The sequence below is a fragment of the Streptomyces sp. NPDC102279 genome, from assembly GCF_044766365.1.
Taxonomy (GTDB): Bacteria; Actinomycetota; Actinomycetes; order Streptomycetales; family Streptomycetaceae; genus Streptomyces.
In genome coordinates this window covers 117,131-143,726 of the sequence record NZ_JBIWLU010000013.1, presented here as the reverse complement: position 1 = coordinate 143,726, position 26,596 = coordinate 117,131, and the positions used below count along the sequence as shown (strand labels likewise).

Genomic DNA, 26,596 nt, shown 5'->3' with positions numbered 1-26,596 from the left:
GATGAGCCAGGCGGCACAGAACCTGAACTGGTTGATCACCAACTTCGTGGACAACACCCCTGGGGTGTCCCACACCGTCGTCGTGTCCGCCGACGGACTCCTTCTGGCCATGTCCGAAGGCTTCCCCCGCGACCGCGCGGACCAACTGGCGGCCGTCGCCTCCGGCCTGACCTCGCTGACCGCCGGGGCATCCCGGATCTTCGAGGGCGGGACGGTGGCCCAGACGGTCGTGGAGATGGAGCGCGGCTTCCTCTTCCTGATGTCCGTCTCGGACGGATCGTCCCTCGCGGTCCTCTCCCACCCGGATTGCGACATCGGTCTCGTCGGCTACGAGATGGCACTGCTCGTCGACCGTGCGGGCGCTGTCCTCACGCCGGACCTGCGTGCCGAGCTACAAGGCAGTCTGCTTCACTGACCGCCCCCGGATCCAGACACCGCACGAAATCACCGTCCGGCCGCCACAATCCCCCCACCGGCCTCAACAGACGGCACGACTGACCAACCTGCTGTCCCGCCCGGAGGATTCATGACCCCGCCCACCGCCTCTCATGATCCGTACGCTGATCCGTACGGGGACGAGGGCGACCAGCCGCTGGTACGTCCGTACGCGATGACCGGCGGCCGGACCCGGCCGCGGTACCAACTCGCCATAGAGGCGCTGATCAGCACCACGGCCGACCCGGCGCAGCTGATGGGGCTGCTCCCCGAACACCAGCGCATCTGCCACCTGTGCCGGGAAGTGAAGTCGGTGGCCGAGGTCTCGGCCCTCCTGTCCATGCCTCTGGGTGTGGCCAGGATCCTCGTCGCGGACCTCGCGGAGGCCGGACTGGTCGCCATTCACCAGCCTGGCGGCGATGAGAACAACGGCGGCGCGCCGGACGTGACTTTGCTCGAAAGGGTGCTCAGTGGACTTCGCAAGCTCTGACGGAGGCCGGGCGACCACCTCCGCGAAGATCGTCGTGGCGGGTGGGTTCGGTGTCGGCAAGACCACGTTCGTGGGTGCCGTCTCCGAGATCAACCCGCTGCGCACCGAGGCCGTCATGACGTCCGCTTCGGCGGGCATCGACGACCTCACCCACACCGGGGACAAGACCACCACCACGGTGGCCATGGACTTCGGCCGTATCACCCTGGACCAGGACCTGATCCTGTACCTCTTCGGTACGCCGGGTCAGGACCGCTTCTGGTTCATGTGGGACGACCTGGTCCGCGGCGCCATCGGCGCGGTGGTCCTGGTCGACACCCGGCGTCTCGCCGACTGCTTCCCCGCGGTCGACTACTTCGAGAACAGCGGCCTGCCGTTCGTCATCGCCCTCAACGGCTTCGACGGTCACCAGCCGTACAACCCCGAGGAAGTGCGCGAGGCCCTCCAGATCGGTCCGGACGCTCCGATCATCACGACGGACGCCCGACACCGTGCGGATGCGAAGAGCGCTCTGATCACGCTGGTCGAGCACGCTCTCATGGCTCGGCTGCGGTAGCAGCCAAGTCGACAGGACCATAAGGAAGTTGTCGTAGACGAACTGGAGCCGGCTGTGTCGTTTGACACGGTCGGCCACAGTGTTCATAACGTTTCGACAGAGAATTTCACCCGCCCCGACACGGTTCGCGGTCACCCGGTACCGCTGCGCTCATGAAAGCCCCGCCTTTTGGCGGGGCTCGCTCTTTATGACCGTTTTATCTGGGGTCGATGCCACCCGGAACCGCAGGTTCCGAGTGTTTGGAAGGGCGCTCCCTGACGTGCTGGAATGCGCTGAACTGCCCAGTAGCTAAGTCACGGGCGCTGGAGATACCGCGGCACAACGTAGGTGCCGACGCCGAGAGGTTGTTGGTCGAGTGAGGCGAAGCACGAACGGTCCCGAGCCGTCGGCACGGGGCAACTTCACCCCGCCGCCGCGCGGAGCGGCGCCCGCACACATGCCCGGCCCGGAGCCCGTCCCGGCGCCCGCGCCGAGCGGCGGCCGTTTCTCCCCGCGCAACTGGCGTGTGCCGGCCAGGCTGAACGCGATCCTGCTCATACCCGTGGTGGTCGGCCTTGTCATGGGCGGCTTCCAGGTGAGGAGCTCGATCGACACCTGGCAGCAGGCCCAGGACGCCGAGAAGACGGCGCGTCTGGTGCAGGCGGCGCTGAACTACGGCGACAAGCTGTTCGTCGAACGTGACGTCAGCGCGGCCCCGCTGCTCCAGGGCAGCCAGGCCAGCGCCAAGGACAAGGCGGCCGTCACGGCCGTCCGCAAGGACACCGACGCCGCAGCCGACGCGTTCGACGCGGCGGCCCAGAACATGCCGAAGACGGCTGGTCTGGAGCGGCGCCTCGCCATCTTCCGCAAGGTCGAGCCCGGTCTGGACTCCCTGCGGAAGGTCGCGTACACCTCCAAGCTCCCCGGGGTGAAGACGGAGGAGGGCTACCTCCAGATCCAGCACCCGCTGATGGAGTTCGCCAACGAACTCGGTCTGGGCACCGGAAACATCACCAGCTACGGCCGTACGGTCTACGCGATCTCGCTCTCCAAGGCGGCCCTGTCGCTGGAGCGCGCCATCGGCATGCACATGCTGGTCCAGCCGGGCCCGGGCCTGAGCAGCCTCGCCAACCAGCGCGTCGCCCTGTCCTCGTACGCCTACCTCGAGGGCATCGCCGTCGAGGAGTACATCGGCGGTGGCACCCAGGCCGACGCCGACAAGCTCTCCGCCGCCCAGGCGAAGATCAAGGCGGAGCTGACCGAGCAGGGGAAGCAGGCCGCGGCCGCCGACCCGAACTACGTGAAGCCGCCGTCCGACCCGACCGTGATGGTCACGACGCTCGCGCAGCTCAAGTCGCCGCAGGACAGCGACCGCGCCGCCCTCGCCGGCAACGGCATCACCGCGCAGAACTGGTGGGCGGTCAACACCGCCAAGTACAACGCCTACCGCCAGATCGAGTCGGACCTCTCCGACAAGGCCGTGGCCGAGGCGGCGGACATCTCCGACAGCGCCAAGACCGACGCCATCATCACCGGCGCGGCCGTCGTGATCGCCCTGCTCGCCGCGTTCATCCTGGCCGGCATGGTGGCCCGCCAGATGAGCCGCTCGATGCGCCAGCTGCGCAACGCGGCCTTCAACGTCGCCGAGCAGCGTCTGCCGATGCTGGTCGACCAGCTCTCGCGCACCGACCCCGGCCGCGTCGACACCCGCGTCCAGCCGATCCCGATCACCACCACGGACGAGATCGGCGAGGTCGCCCGCGCCTTCGACCAGGTTCACCGCGAGGCGGTCCGGCTGGCCGCCGAGCAGGCCCTCCTGCGCGGCAACATCAACGCGATCTTCACCAACCTGTCGCGCCGCAACCAGTCGCTGATCGAGGGCCAGCTGACCCTGATCACCGAGCTGGAGAACAACGAGGCCGACCCGGACCAGTTGGAGAGCCTCTTCCGGCTGGACCACCTCGCGACCCGTATGCGCCGCAACGGCGAGAACCTCCTGGTTCTCGCCGGCGAGGAGCCCGGCCGCCGCTGGGACCAGCCGGTCCCGCTGGTGGACGTGCTGCGCGCCGCCTCCTCCGAGGTGGAGCAGTACGAGCGCGTCGAGCTCTCCGGCGTCCCGGAGGCCGAGATCCACGGCCGCGCCGTGACCGACCTCGTGCACCTGCTCGCCGAGCTCCTGGAGAACGCCACCACGTTCTCCTCCCCGCAGACCAAGGTCCGCGTCACCGCGACCCGTCTCCCGGACGGCCGCATCATGGTGGAGATCCACGACAAGGGCATCGGCCTCACCGCCGAGGACTTCGCGGACATCAACCACAAGCTGGCCAACCCGCCGACCGTGGACGCCGCGATCTCCCAGCGCATGGGCCTCTTCGTGGTCGGCCGGCTGTCCGACCGGCACGGCATCCGCGTCCAGCTGCGCCCCTCGGGCGAGCAGGCCGGCACCACCTCGCTGGTCATGCTCCCCGACGCCATCACCCACGGCGGCGGCGGCGAGCAGCCGATGCGCGACGAGTTCACCGTGTCCCAGATCATCCCGGAGCAGCAGTCGTTCCAGGGCGAGAGCTTCGGGGGCCAGCAGCAGCAACAGCCGCTGCTCACCGCCGCCGACCTCGGCTTCGACGACAGCCGCTACGAGGTCCCGGACGACATCCGCGACCTCGACCCGGTGGGCCGTTCCCTGATGCGCGAGGAGCGCCGGGCGGCCCTGGAGGCCCAGGCACAGGGCATGGAAGCCATCGAGGGCCCGCAGGGGTACACCGAGGGCTTCGACGGCCGGCAGCCCTACGACACCGGACAGCCGCCCTACAACGGCGCTCCGGCGTACGACGGCGGCCAGGGCGTGCACGAGGAGCAGCAGACGACGTACGACCAGCAGACGACGTACGAGGAGCCGCAGCGCGCCGCGTACGACGAGGCGTACTTCCCGTCCACCGGCAGCTACCCGGAGGCCTCCTATCCGGAGGCGGTCCAGGAGGAGCACGCCGGAGCACGCGGTTCCGCACCGGAGACGCATTCGGGCTTCGAAGAGCCGTCCTACCAGGACGACTGGCCGCAGCAGGAGGCGTACCAGGGCGGCTACCGCTCCGACTACGCTCCGCAAGCGGAATCACCGCAGGCCGCTGACGTGAGTGAGCAGGACCGCGTAGGCTTCAGTCGTCCGGGACCGGCCCCCTCGGCCCCCCACGCGATGACCGATGCCGGACTGCCCCGCCGCGGATCCACCGCCGGCGGCAACGTCAACGGCAACGGCCAGGCCCCCGCGGACCACCGGAGGGAGCAGGCCGCGCCGGCTCCCGACGGCAAGGGCGACGACGACTGGCGCTCGTCCAACGACGACCGCTGGCAGCGCGCCGAGCAGCTCAAGAAGCCGAAGGCGGGCGGGGTCACCTCGTCCGGTCTGCCCCGGCGGGTACCCAAGGCCAACCTGGTCGAGGGCACCGCCGAATCGACCCCTCAGGGCGGCCCCCAGGTCTCCCGCGCCCCCGAGGACGTCCGGGGCAGGCTGAGCAACCTGCGTCGGGGCGTCGAGCGGGGACGCAATGCAGGCAGTGACACGAACGGTCAGGGCTTCGGCTCTGACGGCACCTACAACCAGGAGCGTTAGTGTGAGTCCGATGAGCCAGGCGGCGCAGAACCTGAACTGGTTGATCACCAATTTCGTGGACAACACCCCCGGGGTGTCGCACACGGTGGTGGTCTCCGCCGACGGACTCCTTCTGGCCATGTCCGAAGGCTTCCCCCGTGACCGCGCCGACCAGTTGGCCGCCGTCGCGTCGGGTCTGACCTCGCTGACCGCGGGCGCCTCCCGCATCTTCGAGGGCGGCCATGTGAACCAGACGGTTGTGGAGATGGAGCGAGGATTCCTCTTCATCATGTCCGTTTCCGATGGTTCGTCGCTCGCGGTCCTTGCACACCCGGAGGCGGACATCGGCCTCATTGGGTACGAGATGGCGCTTCTGGTGGACCGTGCGGGCACGGTCCTGACCCCGGATCTCCGTGCGGAGCTCCAGGGCAGCCTTCTCAACTAACAGACAGACGGTGCGTATTGGCGTCTTGTGGCCGTAAGGTTTCGGGACGCGGACCCACAGTGACGGGTTCCCGGCACAGTCGGAGGAGGAGAAAGTGGTGACACCCCCAGGCGGTTCGTCCTCGGGCAACTGGTCGTACGGCCCCGGCCAGGGGCAGGGCGGCCAGGGCGACGGTTCGCAGAACCCGAACCGGTACAACTTTCCCTCCGCGCCCAGCCAGCGGCGGCAGCCGTACCCGCCCCAGAGCCCCCAGGGCCCCGGGCCGTCTCCGTACGACCAGCCGCCGGCGCCGCGCATCCAGCCCGTGCAACCGCAGCGACGCTCGCCCGAGCCGTCGCCCACCGCGGCGTCCAACCCTCTGGTGCGTCCGTACGCCATGACAGGCGGCCGTACCAGGCCCCGCTACCAGCTCGCCATCGAGGCACTGGTGCACACCACCGCGCAGCCGCACCAGATGCAGGGCCAGTTGCCCGAGCATCAGCGGATCTGCAACCTCTGCCGGGAGATCAAGTCGGTGGCCGAGATCTCGGCCCTGCTGACCATCCCTCTCGGCGTGGCCAGGATCCTCGTCGCCGACTTGGCGGAGGCGGGCCTGGTCGCCATTCATCAGCCGGGCGGCGACGAGAGCGCCGGCGGCCAGCCAGCCGTGACATTGCTCGAAAGGGTGCTCAGTGGACTTCGCAAGCTCTAGCGGAGGGCCTTCCCGCTCCACCACGTCCGCGAAGATCGTGGTGGCGGGCGGCTTCGGCGTGGGCAAGACCACGTTCGTCGGCGCCGTCTCGGAGATCAACCCGCTGCGCACCGAGGCCGTCATGACGTCCGCTTCCGCGGGCATCGACGACCTCACGCACACCGGAGACAAGACGACGACCACCGTCGCCATGGACTTCGGCCGCATCACCCTGGACCAGGACCTGATCCTGTACCTGTTCGGCACCCCCGGCCAGGACCGCTTCTGGTTCATGTGGGACGACCTGGTCCGCGGCGCAATCGGCGCGATCGTGCTGGTCGACACCCGGCGTCTCGCCGACTGCTTCCCCGCGGTCGACTACTTCGAGAACAGCGGCCTGCCGTTCGTCATCGCCCTCAACGGCTTCGACGGCAGCCAGCCGTACAACCCGGACGAGGTCCGTGAGGCCCTGCAGATCGGCCCGGACACCCCGATCATCACGACGGACGCCCGCCACCGCGCGGACGCCAAGTCGGCGCTGATCACGCTCGTGGAGCACGCCCTGATGGCGCGGCTCCGCTAGCCCCTCCCCCACTCCGAGGCGTCGGCCCTCGTTTCTCCCCACGGAGAAGCGGGGGCCGTCGTCCGTGGGGCACCCGAACTCGTGGCCCGTGAGGGTGTGTTGGGCGGCCTCGTAGGCGCCGGCGGTACCGGAGCCGGTGGGCGGGCCGCCGGGGTCCGGAGAACGCCGCAGCCCCGCCCCTCCGGACAGGAGAGGCGGGGCTGTCGGTCGTCGGGACGCTCAGTGCCAGCTGTGCGGGGCGCGGAAGCCGCCCTCGCGCTCCAGGCGGCGCCAGCCGGCCCGCGGGCGGGCACGGTGGGCCGGAGCGGCATCGGTGGGAGCGGCGGCGGCACGGGCCAGCAGGATCGCCGTGATGGCGGCGACCTCCTCGGGCTCGGCGTGGCCCTTCTCGACGCGGATGTCAGGGGTGCTCATAGGTCTCAGTCTCCATGAGAGAGGTTTCCGCGGCGGTACCGCGGAGGATCCGCAGGGTTACTGCGGGGGGTTGCCGTGCTTGCGGGAGGGCAGGTCCGCGTGCTTGGTGTGGAGCATCGCGAGCGACTTGATCAGGACCTCGCGGGTCTCGGCGGGGTCGATGACGTCGTCGACCAGACCGCGCTCGGCGGCGTAGTAGGGGTGCATCAGCTCGGCCTTGTATTCCTTGACCATGCGGACGCGCATGGCCTCGGGGTCGGCTGCCTCGGCGATCTGGCGGCGGAAGATGACGTTGGCGGCGCCCTCGGCGCCCATCACGGCGATCTCGTTCGTGGGCCAGGCATAGGTGAGGTCGGCCCCGATGGACTGGCTGTCCATGACGATGTAGGCACCTCCGTACGCCTTGCGCAGGATGAGCGAGATCCGCGGCACCGTCGCGTTGCAGTACGCGTACAGCAGCTTCGCGCCGTGCCGAATGATCCCGCCGTGCTCCTGGTCGACGCCCGGAAGGAATCCAGGGACATCCAGCAACGTGATGATCGGGATGTTAAAAGCGTCACACATCTGGACAAAGCGTGCAGCTTTTTCGGAGGCCTCGATGTCGAGGACACCCGCGAGGCTCTGCGGCTGGTTGGCCACGATGCCGACGACCTGGCCGTCGAGCCGGGCCAGCGCACAGATGATGTTGCGGGCCCAGCGCTCGTGGACCTCCAGGTAGTCGCCGTCGTCGACGAGCTCCTCGATGACCTTGGTCATGTCGTACGGACGGTTGCCGTCGGCCGGGACCAGGTCCAGCAGCACCTCGCTGCGACGGTCGGACGCGTCGTCCGAGGCGGCGCGCGGCGGGTTCTCACGGTTGTTCTGCGGGAGCATCGACAGGAGGTAGCGGACCTCGGCGATGCAGGTCTCCTCGTCGTCGTACGCGAAGTGGCAGACGCCGCTGGTCTCCGCGTGGACGTCGGCGCCGCCCAGGCCGTTCTGGGTGATCTCCTCGCCCGTCACCGCCTTGACCACGTCCGGACCGGTGATGAACATCTGCGAGGTCTCGCGGACCATGAAGACGAAGTCCGTCAGGGCGGGGCTGTAGGCCGCGCCGCCCGCGCACGGGCCGAGCATCACCGAGATCTGCGGGATGACACCGGAGGCCTTGGTGTTGCGCTGGAAGATGCCGCCGTAGCCGGCGAGCGCCGAGACGCCCTCCTGGATACGGGCGCCCGCGCCGTCGTTCAGCGACACCAGCGGCGCGCCGGCCGCGATGGCCATGTCCATGATCTTGTGGATCTTCGTGGCGTGCGCCTCGCCCAGCGCGCCGCCGAAGATGCGGAAGTCGTGGGCGTAGACGAAGACCGTGCGGCCCTCGACCGTGCCCCAGCCGGTGATGACACCGTCGGTGTACGGCTTCTTCGCCTCCAGGCCGAACCCGGTCGCCCGGTGCCGGCGCAGCTGCTCGACCTCCTGGAACGAGCCCGCGTCCAGCAGCAGCTCGATGCGCTCCCGGGCGGTCAGCTTGCCCTTGGCGTGCTGCGCCTCGGTCGCCTTCTCGCTGGGTCCGCGCAGAGCCTCGGCACGGATCGCGTGCAGCTCCGCCACACGCCCGCGCGCGTCCGTCGGTTCACCAGTGGAGCTCGTGGAGCTTGCGGAGCCGGCCTCGTCCAAAACGGTCATGTAGTGACCATACGAAGTCCACCAAGGAAAGGGGCCCGTCGACTCTGCACAGTCTCCGGCCCGTTTTCCTGGTAACCCTGAACAGAACCACCACCTCATGCAGGCAATCGGACTGCTCAAGGGGGCTTCTGCTTGTAGGGGTCGAACAAAGGCTTCCGCTGAGAGCCACCTCACATTCATGAGGAGCGCATGCCATCCCCCGAGTGACGCGGACCCCTGTACGGGGGTCCGCGTCACCTCGCGCGAGGGCTCAGCAGCCGCCACAGTTGTAGTAGAGGACGTCCCAGTGGTTGCCCTCGTCGGCGTAGATGTTGCCGGAGCCGGACTTGTACTGCGGAGCGCCGTCACCACGCAGGCCTATGTAGGTGAAGGTGTTCTTGACGTAGCCCGTGACGCAGGTGTTCTTGCCGAAGTCGAGCTTGTAGCCGTTCCAGTGCGAGTACGTGCCGCTCGCGTGTCCGGTCTCGGTGCCACCGGTGACGTTGAGCGCGCAGCCGCTGGCCCCCTTGAGGGTCTGGGCGCCCTGCGCGGTGGCCAGGTTCAGCTGGTCGAAGGACGTACAGGTGGAGTTGTTGCGGTCGGAGCAACCGCCGGAGGAGGACCAGGTGATGCCGACCTGGCGGAACATCGAGGTCGCGGTGGCGTGGCTGATCTTCGTGGCGGCGAAGGCGTCGGTGGAGGTGCCGACGACGGCGACACCGGGGGCGACGACGAGGGCGAGAGCGGTCAGCGTGGACCTGAGCTTCATGCGGGGGGAACCTTTCCTGCGAAGGACCGTCGGCGGCCGTACGGCGTACGGCCGTGCTTCCTGTGGGGCGGCTGTGCAGGGGGTGCACGCAGATGGTGCCCGAGTTCTACGCGCGTTCGCCAGAGGGCGGTGGGAGATGACATAACGTGACGGCACAGACACATTGCGGATGATGTTGAAACTTGAACGGAATAGGTCTACGGTTCCCCCTGTTGACCTCGTTGAAGATTCAACAGACCAACGCTGCGGCTCCGATCCGAACCGTGGCCCGTCCCCTCAAGGAGCACGTCATGGGTATCTTCGGCCGCAAGTCCACCGACGCCGCCGAGTCGCCGGCCTCCGCCGCGACCCCCGTCACCCCGGAGCTGGCCGCGCTGACCGGCGAGTACACCGTCGACCCGGCGCACTCGACGATCGGCTTCGTCGCCCGCCACGCGATGGTCACCAACGTCAAGGGCTCGTTCAAGGACGTCGAGGGCAGCTTGCACCTGGACGGCAGCGACCCGGCCAAGTCGACCGCCTCCCTCGACATCAAGATGGACAGCATCGACACCGGTTCCGCGGACCGTGACGGTCACCTGAAGAGCGCCGACTTCTTCAAGATCGACGAGTTCCCGACGATGACCTTCCGCTCCACCAGGGCCGAGGCCCTGGGCGGCGACGACTACCGCATCACCGGTGACCTGGAGATCCTCGGGACCACCAAGGAGATCAGCATCGACCTGGAGTTCAACGGCGCCGCGAAGGACCCCTTCGGCAACGAGCGCGTCGGCTTCGAGGGCAAGGCGGAGATCCTGCGCTCCGAGTGGGGCATCACCTGGAACGCGGCGCTGGAGACCGGTGGCGTTCTCGTCTCGGACAAGATCAAGCTGAACTTCGACATCTCGGCGATCCGCAACGCCGACTGAGCCGTCGGCTCCCGCCGGTGAACGGCCGGCCCGGCCGACCGTTCACGCGGTACCCCGAGCGCGCCCGTACCCCCGCCCCTCCGTGGGCGAGGGACGGGCGCTCCGGCTTTGGGGGCCGGTCTCACTTCGGCCGTCGGCCCGCCTCCAGTTCGGTGATCACGGCCCGCAGGCGGGCCGCCCGGGTCTCCGGGGTCCGCGCCCGCAGCAGGCCCACCACGGCCCGGTACCGGTCGGTCCGGCCCAGCCCGTCGAAGAAGCTCCGGGCACGCGGGTTCCCGCCCAGCGCCGCGGCCAGGTCGTCGGGGACCGTGGCCTCCTTCTGCGAGGCGTAGGCCGCCACCCACCGGCCGTCCGCCCGTGCCGCCGCGACCTCCGCCAGGCCTCCGGGCCGCATACGTCCCGCCTCGGCGAGTTCCTCGACGCGTCGCACGTTCACCGCCGACCACACGCTGCCGGGCCGGCGCGGGGTGATCCGCTGGAGGAACCACGCGTCGTCGTACCCCTTGCGGTGGCCCGTGATCCAGCCGTGGCACAGCGCCACGTCATTGACGTCCGCCGCGCCGACGGAGTCGAACCCGGCCCCCTTCTTCGCGACCTTCACCCAGACACCGCCTCGGAGTCCGGCGTGGGCGGTCAGCCACGCGTCCATCGCCTCCACGTCCGCGAAGGTCTCGACGCCTGCCGCGTTCTCGGTCCCGCCGGAATCGGCCATGGGGAGAAGCTAGCCCGCGCGGCATCCGTTCTCCCGCTCCGGCCGTGCTGTTCTCGTCGGCGCTTCCTGTGCCCGTGCTGAGAGTTCTTAGGTGTCAACAATGAAATCAACATAATTGTTGACACTTTTCTCGTCAGCGAAATACGTTCGCCGACACCAGATCGAGTGGAGCGGTCCGCAGCTCGATACGCCGCGAAGGGGAGAAATCTCAGTGAAGCACAGGGCAGTGAAGCGCAGGACCTTGGTCATGGGCATCGGCGCGACCGCAGGGGTCGCGGCGGCCGGCGGCTTCGCCCTGAACGCGAACGCGACCGGTAGAACGGCCACGCGGCGGGCGGACTCCCTCGTCTTCGACAAGGACGCCTACACCGAGCTGACGGCGACCATCACGGACGCCGAGGGAACGGACCACGAGGTGGTCTACCACTTCTGGAAGGCCGTGACCTACGTCGCCGACCCGGTGGACGAGAAGTACCAGAGCCTGAACGTCAGCGTCCCGGTCCGGATCGACGGCACAGCGGTGGACGCGACCGACGCCCCCGTCGTTCTCGCGAACTCGGTGGGCGGCTACATGCCGTCGTCCGTCGCGGACGCCACCGGCGTCGGCGGCGGGGGCATGACCGGCGGTCCTGGCGGCCCCGGCGGTGCAACCGGCTCCCCCTCCCCCGGCGCCTCGGCGTCCGCGAGCGCCGGCACCGGCGAGGTCGCGTCGGGCGGCAACGCGATGGTGGACGCCCAGGGCGGCATGGTCGACCTCGGGAAGCCGGCTCTCGCGGCCGGTTACGTCGTCGTCGAGCCGGGCGCCCGGGGCCGCACGCTCACCGACGCGGACGGTGTCCACTACGGCACCGCTCCGGCCGCGATCGTCGACCTCAAGGCGGCCGTGCGCTATCTCCGCGCCAACAAGGGTGTCGTGCCCGGTGACACCGACCGGATCGTGTCGACCGGCACCAGCGCGGGCGGCGCCCTGTCGGCCCTCCTCGGAGCGTCCGGCGACAGCCACCTCTACGACTCGCACCTCAAGGCGATCGGCGCCGCCGACGCGAGCGACGCCGTCTTCGCGACCGGCGCCTGGTGCCCGATCACCGACCTCGAGCACGCCGACGGCGCCTACGAGTGGAACTGGGGCACCAACGTCACCGCGAGCACCGGCAAGGTCGTCGACCAGACGGTCTCCAAGGCGCTCCGGGCACAGTTCGCCGAGTACCAGGCGGGGCTGAGGCTGCGCGGCCTGAACGGCTTCGGCACGCTGACGGCCCGCAACCTCGACACGTATCTCGTCCGCACGTACCTGGAGCCCTCGGCCACCCGCCACCTCGCCGCCCTGTCCGCCACCGACCGGGCGGCCTACCTCACCGCCAACCCCTTCATCACCTGGTCAGGTGGCAGGGCGACGTTCACGTGGGATGACTTCCTGACCCACGTCGGCCCCCGCAAGAAGACCACGCCCGCCTTCGACGCCTTCGACCTGTCGGCGGGTGAGAACAACGAGTTCGGCAAGGACGAGGTCGAGGCCCGCCACTTCACGTCCTACGGCCTCGCGAACGACACCACGGGCCTCACCGCCAAGCGGCTCGACGGCGACATCCCCGGGACGCTGGACCTGATGAACCCGATGTACCACCTCCAGCGGCACACCCCGGGCCGCTCCCGGCACTGGTGGATCCGGCTCGGCACCAAGGACTCCGACACCGCGCTGACCGTCTCCGCCAACCTCGCCGCCGCGGCCCGGAACCTGGGCGACGACGTCGACCACCTCTACTACTGGGACGAGGGCCACGGCTCCAACACGGACCCGGGTGACTTCCTCACCTGGATCGGCAAGGTGACGGGCCACACGAAGCGCGCCGCCCAGTAGTCCACGCGGCACCGCCGACGGCCGCCGAGGACGCCGGATTCCCCGAGGGCGGGGGCTCGGCGTCCTCGTGTTCGCGGGTCCGGGATTAACCCGGTGCGCCCCGGCCACGCGGTCGCTAGCCTCCGGGTATGAGCTGGCTTCCCCCCGACTTCGTCCACCCGTCGCGCGTCGAGGTGCCCGGCGGGTGCCATCTGCGGCCCATCACCGGGGGTGACGCCGCCGTCGACTACCCGACCGTCATGGGGTCGCGCGAGCGGCTGTGGTCGATCTTCGGGGAGGCGTGGGGCTGGCCCGCCGAGACGATGACGTACGACGCGAACCTGAAGGACCTGGAGCGGCACGAGCGGGAGATCGCCGCCCACGAGTCCTTCAACTACGTGGTGCTCGACGCCGCCGGGACGACCGAGTTCGGGTGCGTCTACGTCGACCCGCCGGAGAAGGCGGGCGCCGACGCCGAGATCTCCTGGTGGGTGGTGGACGACCGCGTCGGTACGGACCTCGAGCGGGAGCTGGATCTGCTCGTCCCCCGGTGGATCACCGAGGCATGGCCCTTCACCCGGCCCCGGTTCATCGGCCGGGACCTGTCCTGGAGCGACTGGCTGGCGCTGCCCGACGCGTAGGGACCGGCAAGCCCGCCCGGCTCCCCGGGTCGGTCAGAAGCCCCCGCCGAAGTCTCCTCCGCCGCCGAAGTCGCCGCCGCCGCCCCCGCCGTCCCCGAAGCCGCCGCCGAAGTCGCCCGGATCGAAGTCGGCGCCGGAGACGTCGCCGCCTCCGAAGTCGCCGTAGCCGGAGCCGTAGTCGGCTCCGTAGGCGGGGCTCGACATCAGGCTGCCGAGCGCGGTGCCGACGAGCAGGCCGGGCAGCAGGCCGCCGCCGAAGTAGCCGCCGGCCCACGGACCGTACGCCGGGCCCGCGTCCCAGTACGGACGGCGGCCGTGTTCCGTGTCGACCTCGCGGACCGCCGGGTCCGTGCCGTCGGCGAGGCGTGCCCGGTCCGCCGCGCACACCGGGACCTCGCGCGCGGCGCCCCCGGCCGGGGTCCACCGGGCGTCGGCGACCGAGGGGCCGTGCCGGGGGTCGAAGAAGCAGGGGGCGCGGCGCTCGGGGACGGGCCGGCCCTCGCGGCGCGCGGCGAGCACGGCGAGCGAGAACCGGCCGTCCTCCAGCGCCTGGGTCACGGCCCGCACGTCCTCCGGGTGCCGGGCGGCCGCCATCGACGACTTCGCCCGCTCGTAGGCGTCCAGGGCGCGCTCGTAGTCCGCGCGCATGGTGTCGTCGGCGCCCGCCTCGGCGGGGTGGAAGTCGAGGCGGTCCAGTTCCTCGCCGAAGGCGGTGATGTCCTCGTCCACGACGACACGGAGCCGTTCGAGCGCCGCCCGCTGCTCCTCCTCACGGCGGCGCCGCTTGCGCCGCACGACCGTGTAGGCGCCCGCGCCGCCGATCACGACCACCGCGCCGACCGCGATCAGCGCGCCCGCTGAGACACCGTCGCCGCCTCCGCCGCCGCTCCAGCTCGCGGGCGCAGAGCCCCGGATGTCGGCGAGCGCGCTGTCCGTGAAGTCGTTCAGCTGGGTGTTCGCGTCCCGCTCGCCCTGGACGCTGGTGACGAGGTTCCGCACGGCGGTGCGGGACATGACGGCGGAGTCGGCGCGGGCGTCGAAGCGGTCGCCGAGCCTGATCGCGTACAGGCCCGTGACGCCCGTGGAGGTGCGCAGGTTCCGGAAGAGGTCCTGGGTCGGGAAGCCGGCGGGGAGCACGGCGACGAAGACGGGTTTGTCCGCCTTCTCGATCTTGTCGACGAGTGCGGACGCCTGCACGGCGGAGAGCTGGTCCGCGGCGGCCGGGTCCACGTAGACCGGGCTCTCGCGCAGGGCCGCGGCGACGGTGGAGACGCTGGTGGCCGCCTGGGCTCCGGGCGCGAACGACAGCATGGCCAGGGCCGCGAGTGTCAGTGCGACCAACAGGCCCGGGATCCCTCGGGTGCGTGCGGCCCTCATGCCTTCGAAGCTACCGGAACCGGAGCAGAACCGGGCATCGGGAGGCGGCCGCCCGGGTGCCGTCACGGCCCGGAACGCGAGCACGCCGGCGCGGCGGGCGTCGCCGGCCGGGCGTCCGCCCCGTGGTCAGGGCACGGCAGGCCCGCAAGGCGGTCAAGCAGTTCGAGAGCGCACCGGCGAGCGGGCCCCAAGGGCCGGAGACGGCGAAAGGCGCCGGCCTGGGCTGGTGTCCAGCCCCGGCCGGCGCCTTCACGACGCGTCTCACCCGGCGCGGTACGCCTCCGTCAGCTTCGCCACCGCGTCCGCGTAGTGCCCGGTCAGGAGCAGATGGTCGGCGTCCGCGAAGGGCTTGGCGGACGCGGCGGTGACCGCCGTGCCGATCTTCTGCTGGACCAGCAGGCGGGCCTTGGTCACGGCCGTGCGGGCGACCGTGTCGGCACCCGCCCGTTCGGCGGCCGAGGCCACCAGGGCGAGGGCCCTGAGGGCCACGGTGCCGCCGCCCGGCACGTTCGTGAGCGTCGTCAGACCCCACCCGTACGGGAACTGCGGGTCGTACGCCGTGTCACCCACGTTGATCGGCAGCTGGGACTCGCTCTTCGGCCAGGTGACCGGGAGCTGTCCGGTGAAGGCGCGCCTGCCGTAGAGGACGTCGGCGACACCGTCGCCCTCCGTGCCCGGCAGCCAGGAGGCGACGAGCGCGTCGACGTCCCCGAGGCGGTCGCCGATGAGCTGCGGACGGCCCGACACGATGAGCACGGCGCACTTCATGGCCGCGCACACCTTGTCGACGGCGGCCTTGTCCGCCGCGGTCAGCTCCAGGTCGTTGCCGTTGCCGACGTCACCCACGCCCTCGGCGTACGGGGTCTCGCCGACCACGACCACGCCGACGTCGTATCCGTCCGTCGAGGCCGACGCGTCCTTGGAGTACGTCACGTCGCCGCCGGCCTTGCGCATGCCCTGGAGGATCGTCGTGCCCTGGGTGATGTTCCCGGACGAGCCCTGCCAGGTGATGGTCCAGCCGCCGGTCTGGTTGCCGATGTCGTCGGCGTTGGAACCGGCGACGTACACCTTCTGGGACTTCTTCAGCGGCAGGACGGAACCGGCGTTCTTCAGCAGGACCTGGGACTCGGCCGCCGCCTGCCGGGCCACCGCGCGGTGGGCCGTCGAGCCGATCGCGGAGGCACCACTGGTGTCCGCGTACGGCTTCTCGAAGAGACCGAGGCGGAACTTCTGCGCCAGGATCCGCGCGACCGCGTCGTCGATCCGCCGGTCGGTGACCCGCCCGGCCTTCGCCTCGTCGATCAGCGTCGCGCTGAACTCCTTGTAGCTGTACGGGACCATCATCATGTCGACGCCCGCGTTGACCGAGGTGCGGACGTGCGAGGCGTAGTCACCGGGGAGCTGGTCGATGGCGTTCCAGTCGCTGATGACGAAGCCGTCGAAGCCCATCCGGTCCTTGAGCACGCCGTTGATCATGTCGGCGCGGGCGTGCATCTTCACCGGGCCCTGGCCGTCGCCGAGGATGTCGAGCGACGAGTACGAGGGCATGACCGTGCCGACACCGCGGTCCACCGCTTCCTGGAACGGGGCCAGGTGCACGGCCTCCAGCTCCTGGCGGCTGACCTTGGTGACGCCTTGGTCGACGGTGTAGCTGCCGGTGGTGGAGGAGCCGTAGGCGGTGCCGCCGTCGCCGACGAAGTGCTTGGCGGTGGCGAGGACCCTGTCGTCGTCCTTCAGGTCCTTGCCGCTGCGGTCGCCCTGCAGGCCCTGGACGACCGTCTCCATGGACTCGACGAGCGCCGGGTCCTCACCGAAGGACTCGTAGGAGCGGCCCCAGCGTTCGTCGCGGGTCACGCACAGGCAGGGCGCGAAGTCCCACGGGACGCCGGTGGCGCGGACCTCGGCCGCCGTGACGGCTCCCGTCCGCTCGGCGAGCGAGGGGTCGCGGGTGGCGCCGATGCCGATGTTGTGGGGCATGACCGTCGCGCCGGCGAGGTTGTTGTGGCCGTGCACCGCGTCCACGCCGTAGATCAGCGGGATCTGGAAGCGGGTGGCCTGCGCCCGCAGCTGGTAGCCGTCGATCATCTTCGCCCAGGCCGCGGGGGTGTTGGGCGTCGGGGTGGAGCCGCCGCCGGAGAGCAGCGATCCGAGGTCGTACGCGGCGATGTCGCCGCCGGCGCCGATCGCGCCGCGCTCCGCCTGGGTCATCTGTCCGGCCTTCTCCGCGAGGGACATCCGCGAGAGGAGGTCGGCGACCCGCTTCTTCACGGGGAGTCTCGCGTCCAGGTACGGGAGTCCGTGGGCGTCGATGACGACCTGCGGGGTCTCGGCGGGGGCCTTGGCACCGGTCACCGTGAGCTTGAGCGGGATCGTCTCGGCCGCTTCACCGGAGCGGTCGCGCAGGGTCGGGACCCGGACCGTGCGGCTCGTGCCGGACACCGTGCCCGCCGGGAAGGTGATCTCACCCTTGACCGGGGTGTAGTCCTTGCCGGACTCGGCGCTGCCGCCGGTGCTCTCGTACGCGACGGTCACGGGCTCGTCGATCGGGGCGGAACCGGTGGTGGCGACGGAGACCTTCACGCTCGCGGTGCCGCCCTCCTTCACCGGGTAGACCGCCGCGTCGGTGGTGACGGAGGCGCGCAGCGACTGGTCGGCCTTGCCGTACAGCTCGACGTCGTCCAGGGCGAACCGGCCCTGGGCGCCGACCGGGAGGGTGACGGCATAGCCCCACATCTGGGTCAGGCCGAGCACCTGGTCGATGCCGCCGACGGGCTGGTAGTCGGTGCGGTAGGTGAAGTCGGTGAAGGGGATCTCGATCTGTTTCCAGCCGGTGAAGTCGTCCGTGAAGGAGGTCGTCCACAGCTCGGAGGCCTCGCCGTTGGCGCCGCCGTCCTTGATCTCGAAGGCGGTCTTCTTGCCGTTGTCCTGGCCGTCCCACCAGAAGCGGATGCCCTTGTGCGCGGACCAGTCGTGGCCCGGCTGGTCCGCGGCGTAGTCGTGGGTGAAGCCGCCGTAGCCGCTGATGTCGTAGTCGCCCGCGAGGACCTTGGCTCCCTCGGGGGCGTCGGACCGTTCGGCCAGGGTGAGTTCGGGCGGGTCGTCGGCGTCGCCGCCCCAGGTGAAGATGCCTTCGGCCGGCTGACTCGCGAAGGGCACCTCGCCCTCGAAGCGGTCGACCGGGACGGGATCGGGATCGGCGGCCGCCGCCGTCCCCGCCGACGCGAGCGGGAGCAGGCCCGCGATCAGTGCGGCACCGGCCAGCACGGCGGTTCTTCGTACGGAGTTCCGATCGAGCCCTGTCACTGGGTTCCCCCCTCGACTCTCACGCTCTTCTCACGACTTAGATCAGGGCGTGAGTTAACTGGCGTCCCGGGAACCCGTCAAGGCTTCACGTCAGAACCGGTACACACTCAAGTCACGGCTGGATCAGAGCAGTTGTTCCTTCAGAATGTGAACGCGAGACCCCTTGACGTGAGTCCGCAGCCGTCATTTACTCACGCCTCGCACGCCTCCCCACCCCCCACTGACAGAAGGGCGGCGCTCCATGCGGAGATCCATCAGGAGACCCACTCGGGCGGTACGGCTGATCGTCGCCGGGCTGCTCACCACCGCGGGATTCACGGCGGCCGCGCCCGTCACCGCGCATGCCGCGGGCGAACAGGTCACCGCCTGGCTCACGACGACGGACGACTCCGGCGGCCGTCATGTCGTCCGCGGCCTGCAGGCCCAGGCGCCGTTCGCCTTCCAGTCGGGCAGCGGCGGCGGTGGCGAGAACATCGCCGTCGACGAGAACACGCGGTACCAGACGTTCACCGGCGGGGGCGCCTCCTTCACCGACACGGCGGCCTGGCTGATGAACAGCAGCGGAGCGCTGTCGCAGAGCACGCGCGACGCGACGATGCGCAAGCTCTTCTCGCCGACGGACGGGATCGGACTGTCCTTCCTGCGCAACCCCATGGGCGCCTCCGACCTGGCCCGCTTCGGCTACAGCTACGACGACGTGCCGGCCGGGCAGACCGATCCGAACCTGACGAAGTTCTCCATCGCGCACGACCTGGCCGACGTGGTGCCGCTGACCAAGCAGGCGCTCCAGCTCAACCCGTCCCTCACGGTGATGGCCTCGCCGTGGACGGCCCCGGCATGGATGAAGGACAGCGGGTCGCTGAACGGCGGATGGCTGAAATCGGAGGACTACGGCGCCTACGCCTCGTACTTCGTGAAGTACCTCCAGGCGTACCGGGACCAAGGCGTCCCCGTCTCCTACGTCACCGCGCAGAACGAGCCGACCTGCTGCTCGGGCTATCCCTCGATGAGCTGGAACGCCTCGGGGCTCGCCTACTTCACCAAGAGCGAGCTGCTGCCCAAGCTCCAGGCGGCCGGGCTGTCCACCAAGGTGCTCGCGCACGACTGGAACTGGGACGTGTACGACTCCTACGCGGCGCAGACCGTGGACGACGCGGCGGTCCGCTCGCACCCGAACTTCGGCGGGATCGCCTGGCACGGCTACGGCGGCGACGTCACGAAGCAGACGAGCGTGCACAACCAGTACCCGGCCCTCGACGCCTTCGGCACCGAGCACTCCGGGGGCACCTGGATCGCCAACCAGCAGCGCGAGGACATGCTCAACATCGTCGACTACACCCGTAACTGGGCGAAGTCGGTGACCAAGTGGTCGCTGGCCGTGGACCAGAACATGGGCCCGCACAACGGGGGCTGCGGCACCTGCACCGGCCTGGTCACCGTGCACAACGGTGACGGGGCGAGCGGGAGCGTCGACTACACGGTCGAGTACTACACGATGGGTCATCTGACGAAGTTCGTCCGGCCCGGCGCGCAGCGGATCGCCTCCACGGCGTCGTCGGCGGTCCCGAACGTCGCCTGGCGCAACCCGGACGGCTCGAAGGCCCTGATCGCCTACAACGACGGTTCGGCCGCCAAGACCGTCACCATCAACTGGGGTGCGCAGCACGCCACTTACTCGCTGCCGGGCAAGACGTCCGCGACGTTCACCTGGTCGGGGACGCAGTCGGGCGGGGGCGCGCAGTCGGGCGCGTTCGTCGGGCTGGCCGGCAAGTGCCTGGACGTGGCGGGCGGTTCGAGCGCCAACGGCACGGCGGTCCAGCTCTACGACTGCAACGGCTCCACCGCGCAGTCATGGAGCGTGCAGGCCGACGGTTCGGTGCGCTCGCTCGGCAAGTGCCTCGACGTCACGTCGGCGTCCACCGCGAACGGCGCGAAGGTCCAGCTCTACGACTGCAACGGTTCGGCCGCCCAGCGCTGGACGTACAACGCCTCCACCGGCGACGTGGTCAACGCGGGTGCGGACAAGTGCCTCGACGTGTCGGACAACTCCTCGGCGAACGGTGCCCGGGCGCAGATCTGGTCCTGCACGGGTGCGGGCAACCAGAAGTGGCATCTCCAGTAGCCCCCCACAGGGATGAGCGCCGGAGGGGCCTCGGCCCCTCCGGCGTTCGGCGCGCTACGCCGCCGGCTCGACCCCGGCCCGCAGCAGGCCGTAGGTGTACGCGTCCTCCAGTGCCTGCCAGGACGCGGCGATGACGTTCTCGGCCACGCCGACCGTGGACCACTCCCCCGTGCCGTCGGACGTGGCGATCAGGACGCGGGTGGTGGAGGACGTGCCGTGCTTGCCCTCCAGGATGCGGACCTTGTAGTCGACCAGTTCCAGCTTGGCGAGCTGGGGGTAGATCGTCTCCAGGGCCACGCGCAGGGCGCGGTCGAGGGCGTTGACCGGGCCGTTGCCCTCGGCGGTGGCGACGATGCGCTCGCCCTTCGCGAAGAGCTTCACCGTGGCCTCGTTGGCGTGGGTGCCGTCGGGACGGTCCTCGACGATGGCGCGCCAGGACTCGACCTCGAAGTAGGAGCGGGCCCGGCCCTCGGCCTCGGCGCGCAGCAGGAGCTCGAAGCTCGCGTCTGCGGCCTCGTACGTGTAGCCCTCCAGCTCGCGCTCCTTGACGCGGGCGACGACGCGGGCGACCAGTTCGCGGTCCCCGCTGATGTCGACGCCGAGTTCCTTGCCCTTGAGCTCGATGGAGGCGCGGCCTGCCATGTCGGAGACCAGCATCCGCATGGTGTTGCCGACCTGCTCGGGGTCGATGTGCTGGTAGAGGTCGGGGTCGACCTTGATGGCCGAGGCGTGCAGGCCCGCCTTGTGGGCGAAGGCCGACACTCCCACGTACGGCTGGTGGGTGGAGGGGGTCAGGTTGACCACCTCGGCGATGGCGTGCGAGATCCGGGTCATCTCCCGCAGGGCGCCGTCGGGCAGCACCTTCATGCCGTACTTCAGCTCCAGGGCGGCGACGACGGGGAACAGGTTGGAGTTGCCGACCCGCTCGCCGTAGCCGTTGGCCGTGCACTGGACGTGGGTGGCGCCCGCGTCGACGGCGGCCAGGGTGTTGGCGACCGCGCAGCCGGTGTCGTCCTGCGCGTGGATGCCGAGCCGGGCGCCGGTGTCCGCGAGGACGGTGGCGACGACGGCCTGGACCTGCGCCGGGAGCATCCCGCCGTTGGTGTCGCACAGGACCACGACGTCGGCACCCGCCTCCGCGGCGGCGCGGACGACCGCCTTGGCGTAGCCGGGGTTCGCGCGGTAGCCGTCGAAGAAGTGCTCGCAGTCGACGAAGACGCGGCGGCCCTGGGAACACAGGTGGGAGACGGTGTCGCGGACCATCTCCAGGTTCTCTTCCAGGGTGGTGCGCAGTGCGAGCTCGACGTGCCGGTCGTGGGACTTGGCGACCAGGGTGATCACCGGGGCGCCGGAGGCCAGGAGTGCCTTGACCTGCGGGTCCTCGGAGGCCTTGCCGCCTGCCCGGCGGGTCGCTCCGAAGGCCACGAGCTGCGCGTGCTTGAAGTCGATCTCCTGCTGGGCGCGGGCGAAGAACTCGGTGTCGCGGGGGTTGGCGCCGGGCCAGCCGCCCTCGATGAAGCCGACCCCGAAGTCGTCCAGGTGCCGCGTGATGGCCAGCTTGTCCGCCACGGTGAGGTTGATGCCCTCGCGCTGCGCGCCGTCGCGCAGCGTCGTGTCGAAGACGTGGAACGCGTCGTCCAGTTCGCTGGTTTCCGTCATGGTGTCAAGGCTCCTGTGTTGAATCTCGGTCTACCGGAATGACCGGCTCCACCGTCCCCCAATGATCCCTCGCGCTGCGCTCCCGGCTGTAGGTGGGCCAGAAATGCGAAAAACCCCTCGCGGGTGCGAGAGGTCTGCGCGCGGGTCGAGAACGACGGTGTCCGCCCGTACCTGGTCGTACGTGGCGGTCACTGCGGACCGGCGCGCCTGCTGCCAATAATCGTGGCGAACGAGAGCACGGGGGCAGTCTGGCACAGAGCACGCCCCCTCCCACGAGGCGTCTCAGGATGCGAGCACCGTTCCGGACGGCGCGGGCGCGCCCGGACACCGCGCCGCGGGTCAGCCCAGCGACTCGTCGAGGAACTCCCGCACGTGGGACAGGACCCGTTCGCGGTCGGTGCCGCGCAGGCCGATCGCCACGTGGATGGAGAAGCCGTCGAGCAGGGCGCGCAGCCGGGCGGCGAGGCGGTCCGGGTCGACGGCGCGGAACTCGCCGCGCGAGATGCCCTCGGCGAGCAGCGCGACGAGGTCGCGGTGCCAGGCGCCCTCGATGGCGACCTGTCGTTCGCGGGCGTCGTCGTCGGCGTTCTGCGAGTGGTTCCAGACCTCCAGCCAGAGCGTCCAGTGCGGGTCGCGGTGGCCGTCGGGGACATACAGGTCGACGTAGGCGTCGAGGCGCTCCCGGGCGGTTCCGCGCGCGGCCAGCAGCCGGCCGCGTTCGGCGCCGAGCCGGCCCTCGCTCCACTCCAGGGTGCGCAGCAGCAGCTCGTCCTTGGAGCGGAAGTAGTAGAGGAGATGGCCGCTGCTCATGCCGACCTCGTGGCCGAGCGCCGCCATGGTGAGCTTCTCCAGACCGCGCTCGGCGATCATCTCCATGGCGGCGGCGAGGACCTCCTCGCGCGGCGGCGCGTTCTTCCGCGCACCGGCCATCGTGACTCCCGTGTTCAGACCTTCGGCTGCTGCTGGGTGATGCAGTGGATGCCACCGCCGCCCGCGAAGATCGTACGTGCGTCCACCAGTGTCACCGTCCGTTCGGGGAAGAGGCGGCGGAAGATGCCCGCCGCGATCTCGTCGCGCGGGTCGTCGAAGCCGCAGAGCACGACGCCGCCGTTGCAGAGGTAGTGGTTGATGTACGAGTAGTCGGCCCAGTGGCCGTCGGCCTCAAGCACCGTCGGGGCGGGCACCTCGACGACCTCGATACTGCGGCCCCGCGCGTCGGTCTGGGCCCTGAGCAGTCCGATGACCTCGTTGCTGACCGCGTGGTCGGGGTGCGCCGGGTCCTGCTGGGAGTGCGCGACGATCACGCCGGGCCGGGCGAAGGCGGCGACGATGTCGACGTGGCCGAGGGTGCCGAAGCCGTACGGGGGGTAGTCGCCGGTGAGGCCGCGCGGCAGCCAGATCGCCTTGCGGGTGCCGAGCTGGGCGTGGATCTCCGCCTCGACCTCCTCGCGGCTCCAGCCGGGGTTGCGCTCGGGGCCGAGCTGGACGGTCTCGGTGAGCAGCACGGTGCCCTCGCCGTCGACGTGGATCGCGCCGCCCTCGTTGACGAGCCGGGAGGCGTACGTCTTCGCTCCGGCCAGTTCGGCGACCTGTGCGCCGATCTTGGAGTCGTGCTCCCAGCGGGCCCAGTCCTGGGCGCCCCAGCCGTTGAACGTCCAGTCCACGGCGCCGAGTTCACCGTGACCGTTGGTGAGGAAGGTGGGGCCGATGTCACGCATCCAGGCGTCGTCGAGTTCCCGCTCGACGGTGTCGATGCCGGGGCCGAGGAGGTCGGCCGCGGGCGCTGACTGGCCGGGACCGCAGACCACGGTGACCGGCTCGAAACGGCGGACGGCGCGGGCGACGGCCGCCCAGGCCGCGCGCGACTCGGCGAGGTCGTCGGGGTTGTCGAAGGTGGGGTTGGGGCCCGGCCACGCCATCCAGGTGCGCTCGTGCGGGGTCCACTCGGCGGGCATGCGGAATCCGTCGGCGGCAGCAGACATGGGTGATCCTTAGAGGCTGGGTCGATTACAGGAAGTAGAGGCGGTTGAGGGAGACCGAGTCGGCGGGCTCGGAGCGCAGCGGGTCGCCGTCGAGGGTGACGAGCCCGGTGCGCTGGTCGACGTCGACCGCTCCGGTACGGGAGTTGAGGCGCAGGTCGGCGGGGCCGATGCCGCGGGTGCCGCGGACCGCCACGCGGCGGCGGCGGGTCGGCATGGTGTCGTTGCCCTGGTCGAGCGCGGCCTGGGCGACGAACGCCACGGAGATCTCGGCGGGCGTCGCGCCGTGCGCCCCGAACTGCGGTCCGAGGACGAGGGGTTCGCAGGTGTCGGTGGCGGCGTTCGGGTCGCCGACGACTCCGTAGGCGGGGAAGCCGGACTTCAGGACGAGCTGCGGCTTGGCGCCGAAGTACTCGGGGCGCCACAGCACGATGTCGGCGAGCTTGCCCGTCTCGATGGAGCCGACCTCGTGGGCGAGGCCGTGCGCGATGGCCGGGTTGATCGTCAGTTTGGCCATGTAGCGCAGGACGCGTTCGTTGTCGTGGTCCTCGGGTGCCCCGAACTGGGCCTTCATCTTGCCGGCCATGGCGAAGGTGCGGCGGACGGTCTCGCCCGCGCGGCCCATGCCCTGGGCGTCGGAGGAGGTGATGCCGATGGCGCCCAGGTCGTGCAGCACGTCCTCGGCGCCCATCGTCCCGGCGCGGATGCGGTCGCGGGCCATGGCGGCGTCGCCGGGCAGGTCGGTCTTCAGGTCGTGGACGGAGACGATCATGCCGTAGTGCTCGGCGACCGCGTCCCGGCCGAAGGGCAGGGTCGGGTTGGTGGAGGACCCGATGACGTTCGGGACGCCCGCCATCTTGAGGACGTTCGGGACGTGTCCGCCGCCGCAGCCCTCGATGTGGAAGGCGTGGATGGTGCGGCCGTCCAGCACCTCGAGGGTGTCCTCGACCGACAGGCACTCGTTCAGGCCGTCGCTGTGCAGGGCGACCTGGACATCGTGTTCCTCGGCGACGCGCAGCGCGGTGTCGAGGGCGCGGGTGTGGGCGCCCATGTCCTCGTGGACCTTGAAGCCGCTGGCGCCGCCCTCGGCGAGTGCCTCGACGAGCGGGGCGCCGTCGGAGGACGAACCCCGGCCCAGGAAGCCGATGTTGACGGGCCAGGCGTCGAAGGCGTTGAACGCGTGGCGCAGCGCCCAGGGGGAGTTGACGCCGACGCCCCACACGGGGCCGAACTCCTGGCCGATGACCGTCGTCACGCCGGAGGCCAGCGAGGCTTCCATGATGCGCGGCGAGAGCAGGTGGACGTGGGTGTCGACGGCTCCGGCGGTGGCGATGAGGCCCTCGCCGGAGACGATGGACGTGCCGGTGCCGACCACGACGTCGACGCCGTCGAGGGTGTCGGGGTTGCCGGCCCGTCCGATCGAGCAGATCCGGCCCTCGCGGATGCCGATGGACACCTTGCGGATCCCCTGGACGGCGTCGATCACCACCACGTTGCTGATGACGACGTCGCAGGTGTCCCGGACGGCGGCGGCCTTCAGGTGCAGCCCGTCACGGGCGGTCTTGCCGAATCCGGCGAGGAACTCGTCACCGGGGAGCTGGGAGTCGGACTCGACGCGGATGGTGAGCCCGGAGTCGCCGAGCCGGACCCGGTCGCCGGCGCGGGGGCCGTGGGTGGCGGCGTACTCGTACGGGCTGAGGCGGCGGGGTTCCGCGGGGTGGCCTCCGGGGCGGCTCATCGGCCGGCCTCCTTGTCACGGGTGTCCGGGACGCCGAGGTAACCGCAGGCGGCGGCCCGGCGCAGGGCTTCCTGCTTCGCTCCGGGCGCGTCCAGGGGGCCGTCGACCAGGCCGGCGAAGCCGATGGCGATCCGTTCGCCGCCGATCGGCACGAAACCGACCTCGGCGCTCTCGCCGGGGCCGAAGCGGACGGAGGATCCGGCGGGCACCGCGAGCCGCATGCCGTAGGTGGCCGCCCGGTCGAAGTCGAGCCGCGGGTTGGCCTCGAAGAAGTGGAAGTGGGAGGTGACGGAGACGGGCACGGTGGCGGTGTTGGTGACCGTCAGCCGCAGGATCGCGGGGGGCTCGGTGTGCGCGGGCGCCGGCAGCAGCGCGCCGGGGGCCCGGTCGCCGAGTCCGCCGCCGATGGGGTCGGAGACGACCGCGAGCCGGGAGCCGTCGTCGAAGACGGCCTCGACGTGCACCTCGGTGACCACGTCCGCGACGCCGGGCAGCACGTCGTCGGGGCCGAGGACGGACCGGGCCGCCTCGATCGCCTCGGCCAGCCGGCCGCCGTCGCGGGCGGTCTCGCAGACGGTGTCCGCGATCAGGGCGGTGGCCTCCGGCACGTTGAGTCGCAGTCCGCGGGCCTTGCGGGCCCGGGCCAGCTCGGCGGCCGAGAACAGCAGCAGCCGGTCACGTTCCGTGGGGGTCAGTCTCACGCCACGACACCTCCTTGCGTTCCTCCGTTTAGAGCATCACTCTAAACG

General features: G+C 70.5%; 22 protein-coding genes. 11 read left to right on the top strand and 11 right to left on the bottom strand.

The genetic code is table 11. The features are described from left to right. The first annotated feature begins 1 nt into the window (after position 1). The 7 genes from ACIRQH_RS31115 to ACIRQH_RS31085 all read left to right on the top strand — a co-directional run bounded on the left by ACIRQH_RS31115 (position 2) and on the right by ACIRQH_RS31085 (position 6,744). Positions 2–415 (top strand): roadblock/LC7 domain-containing protein, encoded by a 414-nt coding sequence (locus ACIRQH_RS31115; protein ID WP_044471908.1) that lies wholly within the window; start codon positions 2–4, stop codon positions 413–415. Positions 416–526: 111 nt separating this feature from the next. Continuing rightward, positions 527–925 (top strand): DUF742 domain-containing protein, encoded by a 399-nt coding sequence (locus tag ACIRQH_RS31110; protein WP_355867773.1) that lies wholly within the window; start codon positions 527–529, stop codon positions 923–925. Next, complete coding sequence (locus ACIRQH_RS31105; protein WP_028802395.1) at positions 906–1,481, top strand: ATP/GTP-binding protein; 576 nt, start codon at positions 906–908, stop codon at positions 1,479–1,481. The genes ACIRQH_RS31110 and ACIRQH_RS31105 overlap by 20 nt, the downstream gene beginning before the upstream one ends. Positions 1,482–1,836: 355 nt before the next feature. Then, a complete protein-coding gene (locus ACIRQH_RS31100) occupies positions 1,837–5,067 on the top strand; it encodes a nitrate- and nitrite sensing domain-containing protein (protein WP_388869899.1) in 3,231 nt (1,076 codons plus the stop codon). A gap of 10 nt (positions 5,068–5,077) precedes the next feature. Then, complete coding sequence (locus ACIRQH_RS31095; protein WP_054219305.1) at positions 5,078–5,491, top strand: roadblock/LC7 domain-containing protein; 414 nt, start codon at positions 5,078–5,080, stop codon at positions 5,489–5,491. A gap of 94 nt (positions 5,492–5,585) precedes the next feature. After that, positions 5,586–6,182, top strand: a complete 597-nt coding sequence (locus tag ACIRQH_RS31090) for a DUF742 domain-containing protein (RefSeq protein ID WP_358816215.1) — start codon at positions 5,586–5,588, stop codon at positions 6,180–6,182. Continuing rightward, positions 6,163–6,744, top strand: a complete 582-nt coding sequence (locus ACIRQH_RS31085; protein ID WP_006375305.1) for an ATP/GTP-binding protein — start codon at positions 6,163–6,165, stop codon at positions 6,742–6,744. The genes ACIRQH_RS31090 and ACIRQH_RS31085 overlap by 20 nt, the downstream gene beginning before the upstream one ends. Positions 6,745–6,963: 219 nt before the next feature. Here ACIRQH_RS31085 and ACIRQH_RS31080 read toward each other — a convergent pair whose 3' ends face one another. The 3 genes from ACIRQH_RS31080 to ACIRQH_RS31070 form a co-directional block, all read right to left on the bottom strand. After that, positions 6,964–7,158 carry an acyl-CoA carboxylase subunit epsilon gene (locus ACIRQH_RS31080; RefSeq protein WP_081219609.1) on the bottom strand — a complete coding sequence of 65 codons (195 nt, stop codon included), beginning with the start codon at positions 7,156–7,158 and terminating at the stop codon, positions 6,964–6,966. 57 nt (positions 7,159–7,215) lie between these two features. Beyond that, a complete protein-coding gene (locus tag ACIRQH_RS31075) occupies positions 7,216–8,823 on the bottom strand; it encodes an acyl-CoA carboxylase subunit beta (protein ID WP_358816214.1) in 1,608 nt (535 codons plus the stop codon). Between the two features lie 250 nt (positions 8,824–9,073). Then, complete coding sequence (locus ACIRQH_RS31070; RefSeq protein ID WP_358816213.1) at positions 9,074–9,571, bottom strand: hypothetical protein; 498 nt, start codon at positions 9,569–9,571, stop codon at positions 9,074–9,076. Positions 9,572–9,861: 290 nt separating this feature from the next. On the opposite strand from ACIRQH_RS31070, the gene ACIRQH_RS31065 reads away from it, so the two are divergent. Further along, positions 9,862–10,479 (top strand): YceI family protein, encoded by a 618-nt coding sequence (locus tag ACIRQH_RS31065; RefSeq protein ID WP_358816212.1) that lies wholly within the window; start codon positions 9,862–9,864, stop codon positions 10,477–10,479. A 121-nt stretch (positions 10,480–10,600) separates the two neighbouring features. Here ACIRQH_RS31065 and ACIRQH_RS31060 read toward each other — a convergent pair whose 3' ends face one another. After that, positions 10,601–11,191 (bottom strand): YdeI family protein, encoded by a 591-nt coding sequence (locus ACIRQH_RS31060; RefSeq protein WP_388869904.1) that lies wholly within the window; start codon positions 11,189–11,191, stop codon positions 10,601–10,603. Positions 11,192–11,438: 247 nt separating this feature from the next. Here ACIRQH_RS31060 and ACIRQH_RS31055 point away from each other — a divergent pair, with 247 nt between their 5' ends. Together ACIRQH_RS31055 and ACIRQH_RS31050 are read left to right on the top strand one after the other, a co-directional pair. After that, positions 11,439–13,049: a subtype B tannase gene (locus ACIRQH_RS31055; RefSeq protein WP_404228117.1), complete on the top strand. Its 1,611-nt coding sequence runs from the start codon at positions 11,439–11,441 to the stop codon at positions 13,047–13,049. Positions 13,050–13,177: 128 nt separating this feature from the next. Next, positions 13,178–13,669 (top strand): N-acetyltransferase, encoded by a 492-nt coding sequence (locus ACIRQH_RS31050; RefSeq protein ID WP_358816210.1) that lies wholly within the window; start codon positions 13,178–13,180, stop codon positions 13,667–13,669. Positions 13,670–13,702: 33 nt separating this feature from the next. Here ACIRQH_RS31050 and ACIRQH_RS31045 read toward each other — a convergent pair whose 3' ends face one another. Next, on the bottom strand, positions 13,703–15,046 hold the full coding sequence (locus ACIRQH_RS31045; RefSeq protein WP_388869907.1) for a hypothetical protein: 1,344 nt from the start codon (positions 15,044–15,046) through the stop codon (positions 13,703–13,705). 261 nt (positions 15,047–15,307) lie between these two features. Continuing rightward, positions 15,308–18,349 carry a glycoside hydrolase family 3 protein gene (locus ACIRQH_RS31040; RefSeq protein ID WP_404227994.1) on the bottom strand — a complete coding sequence of 1,014 codons (3,042 nt, stop codon included), beginning with the start codon at positions 18,347–18,349 and terminating at the stop codon, positions 15,308–15,310. 241 nt (positions 18,350–18,590) lie between these two features. Here ACIRQH_RS31040 and ACIRQH_RS31035 point away from each other — a divergent pair, with 241 nt between their 5' ends. Beyond that, positions 18,591–20,471 (top strand): ricin-type beta-trefoil lectin domain protein, encoded by a 1,881-nt coding sequence (locus tag ACIRQH_RS31035; protein ID WP_388932987.1) that lies wholly within the window; start codon positions 18,591–18,593, stop codon positions 20,469–20,471. Positions 20,472–20,525: 54 nt separating this feature from the next. On the opposite strand, the gene cimA is transcribed toward ACIRQH_RS31035, so the two are convergent. From cimA to ureA, 5 genes are all read right to left on the bottom strand, one after another. Next, positions 20,526–22,130 (bottom strand): citramalate synthase, encoded by a 1,605-nt coding sequence (gene cimA, locus ACIRQH_RS31030; RefSeq protein ID WP_358816206.1) that lies wholly within the window; start codon positions 22,128–22,130, stop codon positions 20,526–20,528. 339 nt (positions 22,131–22,469) lie between these two features. Then, a complete protein-coding gene (locus tag ACIRQH_RS31025) occupies positions 22,470–23,060 on the bottom strand; it encodes a TetR/AcrR family transcriptional regulator (protein ID WP_388932985.1) in 591 nt (196 codons plus the stop codon). A 14-nt stretch (positions 23,061–23,074) separates the two neighbouring features. Next, the gene (locus ACIRQH_RS31020; RefSeq protein ID WP_358816204.1) at positions 23,075–24,112 is read right to left on the bottom strand and encodes an agmatine deiminase family protein; all 1,038 of its coding nucleotides are present in this window, start codon (positions 24,110–24,112) and stop codon (positions 23,075–23,077) included. A gap of 25 nt (positions 24,113–24,137) precedes the next feature. Further along, complete coding sequence (locus ACIRQH_RS31015) at positions 24,138–25,847, bottom strand: urease subunit alpha (protein WP_358816203.1); 1,710 nt, start codon at positions 25,845–25,847, stop codon at positions 24,138–24,140. Continuing rightward, complete coding sequence (ureA, locus tag ACIRQH_RS31010; protein ID WP_388869918.1) at positions 25,844–26,548, bottom strand: urease subunit gamma; 705 nt, start codon at positions 26,546–26,548, stop codon at positions 25,844–25,846. Before ureA ends, ACIRQH_RS31015 begins: the two co-directional genes overlap by 4 nt. Between the last annotated feature and the right edge of the window lie 48 nt (positions 26,549–26,596).